The following is a 13,892-nucleotide window of genomic DNA, read 5'->3' as shown; positions in this document are numbered from 1 at the left end:
AGGCCTATCGAAGCCGCTCCCTGAAGCACAAGGCGCGCGAGCTGCTGGACCGACCCCAGGGCACAGCAGCCGCGCCTGGCGATGCGGCGTGGCGCGAATGCTTCGGCCTGTTCCAGGCCGTGGACCGAGGCAACCCCGGATGGGGCGTGCCGGCGTACAATGGCGGACTGTTCAGCGGCGACAAGGCAATCAGCCGCGCCGGCTTCGAGCTGGCGAAGCTCAACCTGCCCGATGCTGCCTTCGAACCCGCGTTGGCCGACCTTCTCACGATCGAATCGGCGGAGGGACAGAAGGGACCGGTCGACTTCCGCTCCCTGGGCGTCCGCGAGTTCGGCACGATCTACGAAGGCCTGCTCGAGTCCGAGCTTTCGGTCGCGGAGACCGACCTCAAGCTCGATTCGAACGGCGTTTATGTTCCCGCCCGCGGCGCGCGGGACGCACGGCATGTCGTCGTGCACTCGGGCGAGATCTACCTTCACGACAAGTCGGGCGCCCGCAAGGGCAGCGGCAGCTATTTCACCAAGGACTTTGTCGTCGACTATCTGCTCGACCGGGCGCTGGAACCGGCCCTGACCGACCACCTCGCCCGGCTCGAACAGCTCCATGACGACACCGAACGTGCACGGGAATTCTTCGACTTCCGCGTCGCTGACATCGCCATGGGGTCGGGTCATTTCCTTGTCGCAGCAGTCGACCGCATCGAGCGTCGCTTGCTCACCTACCTTAAGGATCGACCGCTACCGGGTGTCCGGCGCGAGCTCGACCATCTCCGTGCCGCGGCCCGCAAGGCGCTGGGGCCGCTGGCAGATGCGACCGCGATCGAAGACGGCCAGCTGCTCCGCCGGCTGATCGCCCGGCGCTGTATCTACGGCGTCGACTTCAATCCTCTGTCGGTTCGGCTCGCTCAGCTCGCAGTCTGGATCCACACTTTCGTGCCGGGCCTGCCGCTGTCGTTGCTCGATCATTCGCTCGTCCACGGCAACAGCCTGATCGGTGTCGCGACGACCGACGATATCGGCGAGGTTTTCCGGGAGGCCGGCGTCGGCATGTTCGCCGTCGATGCCAGCAACCTCCTGGGTGACGCCAAGCTGCCGCTGCAGAAGCTGGCGACGATCGCCGATGCCACCCGCCAGGACGTCGAGGCCGCGCGGACGGCCATGGAGCAGGCACGCCTCAGCATCTTGCCGACGGCAGCGCTGTGCGACATCATCACCGCCCGGCCGATCGCCCTGGACAAGGCTCGCGAGGACGTGAACCGCTTCGACTTCAAGGAATGGACACGGCTCAAGGCCACCGTTCAGTCGTCGCGGGCTCATCACGCTGCCAAGGCGGCCCTTACCGGCCTTGCGGCATTGCATTTCCCGGTCGCGTTCCCCGAAGTGTTCCTGCGGCGCCGTCCGGGTTTCGACGTGATCCTCGGCAATCCGCCCTGGGAAGAAGCCACGGTCGAGCGTCACGCCTTCTGGGCGCGTCACCTGCCCGGCCTGCGCGGCCTAGTGTCGACTGCCCGGGAACGGGAGATCGCGCGCCTCGAACGGCAGCGCCCCGACCTGAAGGCGCAGCTCGACCGCGAAATCGACGACGCCGCCCGCGTGAGGAGCGCGCTGATGGGCGGAGGCTACCCGGGCATGGGCAAGGGCGATCCCGATCTCTACAAAGCCTTCTGCTGGCGCTTCCTGGCGTTGGTCGCGGCGGAGGGCGGCCGCATCGGCGTCGTTCTGCCGCGTAGCGCCCTGTCTGCCTTCGGTTCCGGCGACTTCAGGAAATCGCTCTTCGGCAAGTCGCACGACATCGAGATCGCGACACTCGTAAACAACCGGCAGTGGGTATTCCCCGATGTTCATCCTCAGTACACGATCGGCCTCGTCGCGATCCAGCGCGGCGAACCCGACGGCAAGTCTATCGGCCTGAAGGGGCCTTATGCGTCACGCGGCGCATTCGCCGCAGCGTCCTTGGACACTGGCCATCGGCTTTCGCGGACTGAAGTGCAGACCTGGAACGACAGCGCCTCGCTACCGCTCCTCCCCACGGCCGAGTCGCTCGACGTGTTCCTGCAGTTGCGAAAGCAGCCCAGGCTCGATCTCAACGACAAGTCTTCCTGGCGGGCTCGGCCGGACACCGAGCTTCACGCGACCAATCAGAAAGACTTGATGGATCTGAAGTCCGACACCTGTCCCAAGGGCTATTGGCCAGTATTCAAGGGCGAATCTTTTGACCTTTGGATGCCTGACACCGGACGGTATTACGCCTTCGCGGACCCCAAAGAGGTTACGTCCTGGCTCTACGAGAAGCGCCTGAACAGCGGAAGGCGCCGCGCCGATTCGGCTCACGCCGAGTTCGAAGACGCCTACCGCCGCGACCGTAGGACCTTGGCCTGCTACCGCCCCCGCATCGCCTTCAGAGACGTTACCAGGGCCACCGACAGCCGAACTGTCCGGGCCGCACTCCTGCCGGCTAATGTGTTCATCACGAACAAGGGACCATACCTTCTATGGCCGAGAGGCGACGAACAGGACGCCGCGTATTTGCTCGGCGTCCTCTGTTCGCGCACGCTTGACTGGTTCTCCAGAAGGTTCGTCGAGGTCAACCTCAACTATTTCATTTTCAACCCTCTGCCGATCCCTCGTCCCGGGCGGACGTCGAAATGCTGGGAGCGCGTCGTTAAGTTGGGGGGGCGGCTCGCCTGCCCCGATGATCGCTTTGCAGATTGGGCGCGGGTTGTGGGCGTGGAGCATGGCCCGATCGCGGATGACGACAAGTCCGACATGATCCACGAACTCGATGCGGTGGTGGCTCTCCTCTACGGCCTGAGCGGGAAGCAGCTTTCCCATATCTTCGCGACATTCCATGAGGGATGGGACTTCGAGCCCAGTCTTCGAGCAACGCTCCGCCATTTCGACGCGTGGAAACAGCGTGCTGCATGAAGCCCGAATTCGTCGACAACAGGGACGGAAACACTCTCGCGCGTGCCTTCGGCGAATGGGTCGGTGCCGTCGATGCTGCCGAGGCCTGCATCGCCACGGCGTTCTTCTCCCCGGCCGGGTTTCGCGCGATGCGCGCGCCGTTGGAGAAGCTGCCGAAAATCCGGCTTCTGATCGGCGCCGAGCGTCCGCCTGAAAGCGAGCGGCCGCGCCGCCGACCCGGCGACCCGGGCGAGCCGGGCTTCACACGGCGGCAAGTGGCAGCGGCACTGAAACGCCTCGAAGACGGACTGCGCCAGGAGCGCAATCTCGACGCCTTCACGGCGATGGCGCAGGCCGGTGCCAGGAAGATGGTTGCCTTCCTCGGCGGCGACTGCGTCGAGGTCCGCCGATACAAACAGGACTTCCTCCACGCCAAGGCGTACCTGCTGCTCGGTCCCCAGGAGGGCCTCCTGGCCGGCTCGTCCAATTTCACCGAGCCCGGCGTCGCAACCAATCTGGAGCTCAACATCGGGCGCCATGGCGACGAGGTGGTCGAACGGGGCCGCCGCTGGTTCGAGGAGCTGTGGGCCGAGGCGGAGCCGTTCGACCTAGCCGCGGTCTATGGCGCAACATTCGCCGACTGGACTCCGTTCGATGTCTTCCTGCTCGCCCTTTGGCGCTTATTCGGCAACGAGATCGAGGAAGAGGAGAAAAGCTCCGATGCCCGCTTCCAGCTGACGCAATTTCAGAAGCACGGCGTGTGGCGTGCGCTACGCCTGATCGAGCAGCTCGGCGGTGCGCTGGTCGCGGACGAAGTCGGGTTGGGCAAGACGTTCATCGCCGGCGAAATCATCCAGCGCTACATCGACCGCCGCCAGCGGGTGCTGCTGGTGTGCCCGGCCGCCTTGCGCGACGGCACTTGGGCGAAGTTCAGGGCGAAGTACCAGATCGGCGTCGAATGCGTGTCGATCGAGGAGCTGGCCCTCGACCCGCAGCTCGGCGGGCGCGGCGCGGCGACGCTCGCCATGCCGATCGCCGACTACCAGTTGATCGTGGTCGACGAAGCCCACAACTACCGCAATCCCGATTCGCCGCAGCGCGCCGGAACGTTGCGCAACCTGCTGGCCGGCAAGCCGAAGGACCTGCTGCTGCTGACCGCCACGCCGGTCAACAACTCGCTCTGGGACCTCTTTCACCTGCTGCGGCTCTACGTGAAGGAGGATGCCGCCTTCGCCGGCCGGGGCATCCTGTCGTTGCAGCAGCGCTTCACTCACGCGATGGAGGTCGATCCCTTCAACCTCAGCCCCGACGTGCTCTTCCCGGTGATCGACGCCACGACGGTCAAGCGCACCCGCGAGTTCGTGAAGAAGCACTACGTTGGCGAGAAGATCGTCGGTCCGAGCGGACAACTGCAAACGATCGTCTTTCCCAGACCTCGCGCGATCACCGTCCGCTATCAGCTCGATCGAGCCCTGCCAGGGCTCTTCGACAAGGTCGGAGAAGCGCTCGATCCCGACGACGGGCAGTTGAGCTTTTTCCGCTACAACGCCCATGCCTTTCTGAAGCAAAAGGACGATGAGGCCGTGGCTCGTGATCTGGCTGCGGAGGGACTCGTGCGGTCCGGCCTGCTGAAGCGATTTGAGTCGTCGATCTATGCCTTCACGCGGACGCTGGAGCGCCTCGAAAGGCAGCATTCCGCCTTTCTGGAAAGCATGGACAACGGTCTCGTCCCGACTCCCGAATTTTTCGACGAACTCGAGGACGAAACCAATATTTCCGAGCTGATCGACGCCGGCACGGGACTGGAACCGCTGACCCGGTTCAAGGCACCACAACTACGCGCGGCAATCGAGGCGGACCAGGATGTCCTGAAAAACCTCACCGGGGTGCTGCGCCAGGTCAAACCCGTCAACGACCCGAAACTCGCGGCGTTGAGAAGCGAACTCCTGAAGATCATCGAGCTGGCCGACAAGGAGGCAGCCGACGCGGAGCAGGCGCGGCAGAACCGAAAGGTGCTGATCTTCACCAGTTACCACGATACGGCGGAATACATCTGGACGTGGCTGAACGACATCTTGCGCACCGACCGCGCCCTCGCCGCATACAAGGGACGCCTGGCCGCCGCGACTGGCGGCGTCACCTTTGCAAGCATGTCGCGCGACCAAGCCGTCGCGCACTTCGCGCCCGTGTCGACCGAGCAACCCGGCAAGACGGCAGACCTGTACGACATCCTCGTCGCAACCGACGTATTGGCGGAAGGCCTCAATCTCCAGCAAGCCCGGCACATCATCAACTTCGACATGCCATGGAACCCCATGCGCCTCGTCCAGCGTCACGGTCGCATCGACCGCATCGGCAGCGCGCACGACGAGGTCTTCCTGCGCACGGTATTTCCGGACGACAGGCTCAACGACCTGCTCGATCTGGAAGACCGAATCCTGCAGAAGCTGGCGCGAGCGGCCGCGAGCATCGGTGTCGGCACCGCGCCGGTCGCCGGTGCCCGGCGCGGCCGGCAGGTCTTTGCCGAGACGCGCGAGGAGATCGAGGCGATCTATGGCGAGAATGCCGAGCTCTACGAGCACGGCGGCACGAGGAGCGGCGGCCAGACGGGCGAAGAGTACCGGCAACTGCTGCGCAAGGCGCGGGAGCGCGATCCGGACAGGCTTCCGGGAATGCCGTGGAACATCGGGTCGGGGCTGGTCAAGGGACGCGACCAGGGAGTTTTCTTCTGCGCATCGGTGGGCGACCGCACCTATACGCGGTTCCTGCGGACCGATGCGGCGTGGTCGACGCTCCCCGGCGAGGACGCCATGATCTCCGAGCTCGGCACTTGCCTCCGCCTGATCGAATGTACCGAGGCCAGCCCCCGGTACGTGCCGCCGCCCGTGGAAGAGGCGGTCTTTGGGCTATGGGAGAAGGCGCGCGACCACATCTTCGAGGCCTGGACCGCGGAAACCGATCCGGCATCGCTGCAGCCGAAGGTTCCCTTGACCAACAAGCGCGTGGCGGAGTTCCTGCGGGCGAACCGCCCTGCCGACATCGAGGATGCAGAGTTCATCCGGCTGCTCGACGTGGTCGAGCAGAAGTGGCAGCCCCGGGACGAGCGCGATCTGCGCCGTCACTTTGTCGACGAAAGCGACTCTGGAACGGCCAAGGCCGCGCGCCTCATTCGGTACATCCAGGGCACGGGCATCGCCCCGTTCCGGGCGCCGGAACCACTGCCCCCCATCGAAGCAGACGAAATCCACCTGGTGTGCTGGATGGCAGTCACGGCGGAGGAAGGGAAATGGACGACGAACCGAAAACGACCCGAGGCGGGGCGCCAGCGAGAACGCACATCAACACGCATGAGCGCCTCGCCTATGCAGGCGCCGTTCTCGCCATCGTCCGCGCCCTGGAAATCATAGACGAGACCATCACCTACGGCGGCATGGCTAAAGCCATCGGCCTATGGCGCAGCGAACCTTGGAGCGCTTGGCATCGCACCCAGATTAGGAGCTTTCTAGACCTCGCGGATGACATGGAGCGCAAGCTGAACAATCCGCGCCCCGAGTTCGAGCGGGTCGTGAACGAACGCACCGGTCAGCCCGGCGCCGGGTTTACGCGCAGGCCGAAGCGCAAAGCTGCGAGTTCGTGAACATCATGTCAGCGAAAGTCAGAAGAAGAGCAGCGGCGGCTGAGCCGATTGGCTTTTCAAAAGTCTTGGGCCATTGCATGGAGCAACTCGACGCCTATGCTGAGGCATGCACTGCGCCCAATCATACAATTTCGCGAGCGTGGTGGATTGTTGCTCTTGCGCGTGCACTAAGTGACTGGAACTGGCACGTCCGAACGGAGCCAGATCCGGGTATCGCTTTGGCGTAGTTGCCGGCGTCTTTCTGCGCCTCTGTCGGGCTGGTCTCGACCCGGCCGCCCCTGGCCCTCGCCTGACCGGCGTCGGCTAGCGTCCGGGGCGCTTTGTGGAGATTTTGTAGGATCCCTTCGATTTTGGGGTCGCGGCGGAGATTGTGCTCTTTGGCGAAGACTTCGTCGACGGCTTGGACTTTCGGTGCGAGAACAGTTGATAGGAACTCGAGAACATCGGGTCGTCTGGAGGCACTAAGCCTCTGTGCGTAATCTTCACCATTGGGACTCCTCTCCCATCATTGGTCCGCAGATCAACCATCGCTCGCCTGCTGATCGAGATCAAGGGGCAGATCGGCGATGCAATGATCAAGAAAGCCGCAGCAGAACGCTGGTGCCGCGCCGTAACGAACGACGGCCGGTTCGGGAAATGGACCTACGCTCTTTGCTTCGGAGCCCTAGAACTTCGGCCCCTGCTGGATGACAGGACGACTTCGCCCTCGAATGCCTCAATCGTCGCCTGATGGCAGAACTCGGCGAGGCTGTGGTCTCAAGGTTGACGATACTCACTACTCGGTTGAGGCTGTAGCAGGGACTTTGTTGAGTGTGTTCGCCCTCAGTGGCCGCGCCTGCGCCGGTCTCATTCAGGCACTCGCCCGCCTGGTGACGAACGTCAGCTACTTCGCTATCGCGAAACACCACGGCAACATGGGTCCGCCTTGCGCCAGTGACGTACACCGACCCGGTGCTGCGTTCCGGACCGTAAGTATCATCGATCGCAATGAACATGACCGAGCCTCCGGAAATGCCGGTCTGCATCTTCGTCGCTAGAACCCTTGCCCACCGCCTCCGATATTAGGTGTGGTGGACCCGTCGCAGGTCGCAAGGTGTCGCACAGGAGCGAAGGAAAGACAAAGCTTTAGCCGGCGTCGCTACCCACATGAAGCGGATGCTGTTCGCGACGACACGCGGCGCAATCGGTTAGGCCGGCCGCCGCATCTGTATGACCTCGCCGCCCTTGCGCAGCGTGTCGAGGTGATCCGCCCACCATTGGGCCATCTCCACCCGCTCCTTCCAGAAGGTACCGCGAGCATATGCGCGACGCACCGGGTCGGGGTCCTGATGCGCCAGCGCCCGCTCAATGGCGTCGGGCGAGAACCGGCCGCTTTCGTTCAGTAGGGTCGAGGCGGTGGCACGGAAGCCGTGCGCCGTCACCTCGTCCTTGCCGTAGCCCAGGCGCCGCAGCGCCGCATTCAGGGTGTTGTCGCTCATCGGCCCGATCGGCCGACCTGATCGACGGAAATAGCAATTCACCCTCCCCGTGATGGGGCTACAATGCCAGCAAGATCGCCAGCGCCTGCCGAGGCAAGGGCACCAGGTGCGCACGCCGCATTTTCGTCCGATCGGCCAGAATGCGCCAAACGGCTTCGTCAAGCGATACGGAACTCCCCGAGATTTCCCGAGGGTTCTCCGGCGGGTCGACGAGGTCGAACGGACTAGGCGTCGGCGCGCGCGCGGTCCGCCATGTCGCTGCCCACAACGCGTCGTGCGCGTCCGATGGCCACCACCTTGCCGTCCGCCGCCCTCTGCGCGTCCAGATGGTTCGCCCATGCCTGCATCATCGCCGTGCGCTCTTCGAGATACTGCGAACGATGATAGGCAGCTCGCACCGCATTCTTCTCGACATGCGCCAGTTGCCGCTCGATCACGTCCGGCCGGAAGCCCATTTCATTGAGCGACGTTGACGCCAGCGCCCGGAAGCCGTGTCCCGTCATGCGGCCGTGGTAGCCCAGCCGGTAGAGTGCGAACAGCACGGTATTCTTGCTCATGGGCGTGGATGGCGCGCGGCCGGCAAAGACCCAGGGCCACTTGCCGTTCATCGCCTGGAGCGTCCTGAAGGCCTCTACGGCCTGTTCCGACAGGGGGACATGGTGCGGCGCCTTGGTCTTCATGCGCTCCGCCGGGATCGTCCATTCCGCCTTGTCGAGGTCGATTTCCGCCCAGGTCGCGCCGCGCAGCTCATTGGTGCGCACGAACGTCAGGGCCAGCAGCCGCAGGGCCAGCCGCGTCTGCAATTCGCCATCGTAGCCGTCGATCTTGCGCAGGAAATCCGGCAGCTCGCTCGCCGGCAGGGCGGCCATATGCTTCACCTTGGGACGCGCCTTCAAGGCGTCGCGCAGGTCCGCCGTGGGGTTGCGGTCGCAGCGGCCCGTCGCGATGCCGTAGCGGAACACCTGCCCGCAGGCGCGCGCCACTTTGTGCGCCGTCTCCACGGTGCCCCGCGCCTCAATCTTGCGCAGCACCCCAAGCAGCTCCGGCGCGGCCAGCTCCGCGATAGGACGGCGCCCGATATCCGGGAAGACATAGGCTTCGAAGCGCTTCTCCGTGTCCGAATGGTAGACCGCAGCCCACTTTGGCTTGACGTTCTCCAACCACTCCCGCGCCACCGTCGCGAAGGTATTGGCCCCCGCCTCAACCTTGGCGCGCTTCTCTTCCTGCCGCACTGCCGACGGGTCGATCCCCTTGCCCAGAATCTTGCGCGCGTCGTCCCGCGCCTCCCGCGCCGCCTTCAGCGACACGTCGGGATAGGTGCCCAGCGAGAGCAGCTTTTCCTTGCCGGCATAGCTGTAGCGGAACCGCCACCACCGCCCGCCCGATGGCGTCAGCATCAGGAACAGCCCGCGCTCGTCCATCAGCTTCGTCGGCTTGGCGGACGCCTTGGCCTTGCGGATCAGCACATCGGTCAGCATTGGGGTAACTCCCGGCGGGTCGGAATTGTTACCCCGGATGTTACCCCACTTTCCGGGGTAACTTCCACCGGACCGCAGGGGATGGTTCCGGACGATGAAATCCAGATAAGGCCCTCTTTATCTGCCTTTTCTGGACTTACTCGGATGCTATTGGAAGTGAGTTGGCGGAAGAGAGTGGGAGTCGAACCCACTAAGAACCGGCTAACGGCCCTCTCTGGCTTTGAAGGCCAGCCGCCCCACCGGGAGCGCTTCCCCTCCAGCGACCATGATTCCCGAGAACCGGCTCCCTGTCACCCTCCGGCAACCGCGACCTTGTCGGCCGCCTTCGGCAGCGGCCCGTACTGCTCGAGCTTCTGCGCCACCGTACGACGAAAATCACCGCGCCGAATGGTGATGCCGTGACGGTCGAAGAACTCTAGGATCAGGATTGCGACCTTGCGGCCGTTGTCGAGCCGGTCGCGGAACTCGGCCGCTGTGAAGTCGCGGCCGAATCCATGGGCGATCGCGATCATCTCGGCAACCACTGGCCTCAGGAAGTACTGGTCCGGCGCTACCTCCACCACTTGGCCGACGCGGGCGAGCCGCTGCAGCAAGCGGCGCATGTCCACTTCCGCCACCGAGTAGGCGGTTGCGAAGTCGCGCACCCGGGGCGGCTTGAAGCGCTCACGCTGGAGATCAGCCGCAATCTTCCTCCACAGCGCCTCGTCACGAGCCCCCAGCTTCAAGGAGTGGCCCGGCAAGCGCAAATAGGGTCCGTCGACCGTGACCTTCTTGGCCTTGATCTCCTGGTCGAGCAGCACCTTGAAGACCGGGATCGGCCAGCGCCGGGCCAGCGCCACGCGCAACCGCTCCGGCTGCAGGCCCGGTGCATCCGGCTTGTCGCGATGGAATGCCGCCAGAGTCCCGACGAAATCCGCGCGGGCCGCCGCCACCGTGTCGGCGAGGAAGCCGAAGCCGTCGAGCTCCGCCCCGCCGGCAGACTGCAGCAGGCTCGTCACGTCCGCGGGCCGCAGATTGCGCGCCTGGCCGAAGCGGCGAAGCTCGACGAAACCCGAGTCCAGCCCAAGCAACGTCGGCAGCGCATCCTCGTCCGGCTGGCCCAGGGCCTGCAGCTCGTTCAGCCGGCGCAACGAGCGACGGTTGCGCGGAGGCCCGAACGGATCGATCACCGATGCCCCCGCGACCGTACGGTTGGCCGACGGATCCCGCAGGATGACCCGGTCTCCCGCAAGGGCGCCCACCTTCTCCTCGAGGACCAGCTGGGCCAACCCGGTCGCACCAGGCGCCAGCTTCTCGCCTTCCAGCAGCGCCACGCGGCCCATCACGTGCGCCGATCCGAGATGGACGTGCACGGGTGACCAGTGCCTCAGCGGCTGCCCTTCCGAGCCGAGCAGGCTCAGGCGTACATCGATTCGATCGGTCGGGGCGTGCAGGTCCGGGCCGATCACCCAGTCGCCGCGCCGGATCACGTCCTTGGACAGCCGCGGCCCCGAGAGATTGAGGGCGCAACGCTCGCCGGCCCGTCCAACCTCCGCAGCGCGATTCTGGGCATGCAGCGATCGCACGCGCGCTTCCAGCCCGGACGGCGACAGCAGCAGCCGATCGTCGACCCGGATCTCGCCGGCATGGATGGTGCCGGTCACCACGACTCCCGCGCCGGTCAGCACGAAGCTGCGGTCGACCGCCAGCCGGGCGAAACCGGTCGTCCCCTTGCCGCTCTCGCCCAGCGCCAGCAGTCTCGTCTTCAGCTCGTCGACGCCACGGCCGCTCAGCGCCGATACCGGCACGATCTCCGCGCCCTTGAGCGATGTTGTCGACAGCAAAATTTCGATCTCGGCCATGCGCTCGAGGATCTGATCGTCGTCGACGAGATCGGCCTTGGTCAGCGCGACGATGCCGCGGTCGAGGCCCAACAGATCGACGATCTGCAGATGTTCGACAGTCTGCGGTTTGATGCCCTCGACCGAGGACACCACGAGCAGTGCCGCATCGATTCCGGTCGCGCCGGCCAGCATGTTGTGCACGAACCGCTCGTGCCCCGGCACGTCGACGAATCCCAGTTGCCGGCCATCGCCAAGATCGCTGTAGGCGTAGCCGAGATCGATGGTGATGCCACGCGCCTTCTCTTCCTTCAGGCGATCGGCATCGACCCCCGTCAACGCCTTCACCAGTGCGGTCTTGCCGTGGTCGATATGGCCCGCGGTACCGACGATCATGGCAGCGCCTCCGTCGCGCGGCGTTCGGCCTCCCGGCGCTGCGACGGCCCGGTCCGCGCCAAAGCCTCGCGCAGAAACCCCGCAGCCAGCTCCCCCGCTCCGCCTGCCTGAGCCCGCAGCAACCAGTGCAACGCCTCGACCGGATCACCGGGCACCCCCCTGCCGGCCAGGAAGGCGGCACCCAGCATCGCCTGCGCCTCGGCATGGCCCAGCGCCGCCGCGCGACGCCACCAGCCCGCCGCGATCTCCGGATCGCGGGCGACGCCGAGGGCGTTGTGGTGGATGTCGCCCAGCCGGGCCATGGCGCCGGCGCGGCCCTGCGCGGCGGCCCTCTCGGCCCAGTACCGCGCTCCGGCATGATCCTGCGGGCAACCGCCGCCGACCAGCTTCATCCAGGAGACCATGTCCTGGGCGTCCGGATCATCCTGTTCGGCCGCCTTCTCGTACCAGCGCGCCGCCTCGGCATGATCCTGCGCCACGCCCCAGCCTTCGTAGTAGCAGAGGGCGAGGTTGCGCTGCCCGCCGGCATCGCCCTGGTCCGCCGCCAACTGCAGCCAGCGCACTGCCGCCTCGGGCTCGCGCTCCACACCGCGTCCCTCCAGGAAGGCCGCTCCCATATTGCTTTGCGCGCGCGCCGAGCCGCCCTGGGCGAGCGGAGCCCACAGATCGAGCGCGACGCCATAGTCGCCGGCGTTCCAGGCCGCCAGCGCCTCGGCCAGCTGGCGCTCCAGGGACGCAGTCTCGCCGCGCCCAAGCAACCTATTCAGCCAGGCCATCGAGCCTACTCAATTGGGACAGGAACGCGCCTTCGTCCTCCAGGGTGCGCAGGTCGAGCAGGAGCGCGCCACCGGCGATGCGGCCGATCACCGGGACGGGAAGCCGGCGGAACGCCGCCGCCAGCCGATCCAGACTCTTGCCGCGAATCGCGAGGGCGAAGGACGGCAGCAGATCGACCGGCAGCGCGCCCGACCCGATCTGGCCGCGCGCCGGCTCGATGGTCACCTGCAAGGCTGCCCCGAGCTGTCGCGCAAGAGGCGGCAGGAGGCGCTCGGCGAGGCCATGGATCTCGCTCGCCGGACGGGCGAGCGTGCGGATCGTCGGCAGCCGCTCGGCCAGCCGGTCGGGATCGGCGTAGAGACGCAACGTCGCCTCGAGTGCCGCCAGGCGTACCTTGTCGAGGCGCAGCGCCCGTTTCATGGGATTGCGCCCGATGCGCTCGATCAGCTCTTTGCGACCGACCACCAGGCCCGCCTGCGGCCCGCCCAGAAGCTTGTCGCCGGAGAAGGTCACGACATCGATGCCGGCGGCAATCGCCTCGCGCGCCGTCGGCTCGTGCGGCAGCCCCCAGGTCTCGAGATCGGCGAGCGTGCCGCTGCCCAGGTCCTCGATCACAGGCAGACCGCGCTCGCGCGCCAGTGGCACCAGCTCGGCGGCCGGGACGGACTTGGTGAAGCCGGTGACGGCGTAGTTCGACGGATGGACCTTCATGACCGCCGCGGTGTCCGGCCCGATCGCCTCGGCGTAATCCTTGAGATGGGTCCGGTTGGTGGTGCCGACCTCGACCAGCCGGCAGCCGGCGCGCGCCATGATGTCGGGAATGCGGAAGGCGCCGCCGATCTCGATCAGCTCGCCGCGCGAGACGATGACTTCCCGCCCCGCAGCCAGAGTCGCCAGCACGAGCATCACCGCGGCGGCGTTGTTGTTCACCGCGACGGCCGACTCGGCACCCGTCAGGCGGCGCAGCCAAGGCGCCACATGCTCGTCGCGTTCTCCGCGCGTGCCGTCGGCCAGGTCGTACTCCAGCGTGGTCGGCGAACGCATGGCGTCGACCGCGGCCTGGATCGCCTCCTCGGCAAGCACCGCCCGGCCGAGATTGGTATGCAGGACGGTGCCGGTGAGATTGAAGATCCGGCGCTGCGACGGCATCACGACGCCGGCCAGTCTCGCTTCGCACCAGCGCGCGCAGGCCGCCTCGTCGACAACGTCGGGATGACCGCGCCTGGCCTCGGCCCAGGCCCGCAGCGCGTCCACGACCAAGGTTCGGCCGGCGCGCGCGATCAGCGGCCGCAGGGCAGGCCAGCCGGCCATGCGGTCGATCGACGGCGGACGGCTCGCGAGAGTTGGGGCAAGGGCGCTGGCTGGGCGGTCGGCACGCGACACGGGTCGTTTCCTGATGATTG

General features: G+C 66.1%; 7 protein-coding genes and 1 tRNA gene. 2 read left to right on the top strand and 6 right to left on the bottom strand.

Translation table 11 applies throughout. The features are described 5' to 3' along the window. Both AB7O82_RS17900 and AB7O82_RS17895 read left to right on the top strand, forming a co-directional pair. Positions 1–2,924 (top strand): Eco57I restriction-modification methylase domain-containing protein (locus AB7O82_RS17900; RefSeq protein WP_428619893.1); only part of this gene is annotated, 2,924 nt, incomplete at its 5' end. Next, entirely contained in the window at positions 2,921–6,310 is a 3,390-nt protein-coding gene (locus tag AB7O82_RS17895) for a helicase-related protein (RefSeq protein WP_428619891.1), read from the top strand. The genes AB7O82_RS17900 and AB7O82_RS17895, both read left to right, overlap by 4 nt. Before the next feature lie 1,417 nt (positions 6,311–7,727). On the opposite strand, the gene AB7O82_RS17890 is transcribed toward AB7O82_RS17895, so the two are convergent. From AB7O82_RS17890 to selA, 6 genes are all read right to left on the bottom strand, one after another. Beyond that, a complete protein-coding gene (locus AB7O82_RS17890) occupies positions 7,728–8,018 on the bottom strand; it encodes a tyrosine-type recombinase/integrase (RefSeq protein WP_428619890.1) in 291 nt (96 codons plus the stop codon). A 224-nt stretch (positions 8,019–8,242) separates the two neighbouring features. Then, complete coding sequence (locus AB7O82_RS17885) at positions 8,243–9,496, bottom strand: tyrosine-type recombinase/integrase (protein WP_428619888.1); 1,254 nt, start codon at positions 9,494–9,496, stop codon at positions 8,243–8,245. A 162-nt stretch (positions 9,497–9,658) separates the two neighbouring features. Beyond that, positions 9,659–9,754: transfer RNA gene (locus AB7O82_RS17880), tRNA-Sec, on the bottom strand. A gap of 32 nt (positions 9,755–9,786) precedes the next feature. Then, positions 9,787–11,712: a selenocysteine-specific translation elongation factor gene (gene selB, locus AB7O82_RS17875; RefSeq protein WP_428552949.1), complete on the bottom strand. Its 1,926-nt coding sequence runs from the start codon at positions 11,710–11,712 to the stop codon at positions 9,787–9,789. Next, positions 11,709–12,488 (bottom strand): tetratricopeptide repeat protein, encoded by a 780-nt coding sequence (locus tag AB7O82_RS17870; RefSeq protein ID WP_428552952.1) that lies wholly within the window; start codon positions 12,486–12,488, stop codon positions 11,709–11,711. The genes selB and AB7O82_RS17870 overlap by 4 nt, the downstream gene beginning before the upstream one ends. Continuing rightward, positions 12,472–13,872, bottom strand: coding sequence for an L-seryl-tRNA(Sec) selenium transferase (gene selA / locus AB7O82_RS17865; protein WP_428552954.1), 1,401 nt, complete (start codon positions 13,870–13,872; stop codon positions 12,472–12,474). The genes AB7O82_RS17870 and selA overlap by 17 nt, the downstream gene beginning before the upstream one ends. Between the last annotated feature and the right edge of the window lie 20 nt (positions 13,873–13,892).

The organism is Reyranella sp. (genome assembly GCF_050185545.1).
In the GTDB taxonomy this organism is placed as follows: domain Bacteria; phylum Pseudomonadota; class Alphaproteobacteria; order Reyranellales; family Reyranellaceae; genus Reyranella.
Note: the sequence above shows the minus strand (reverse complement) of the source record. Positions and strands in the feature narration are given on the sequence as shown.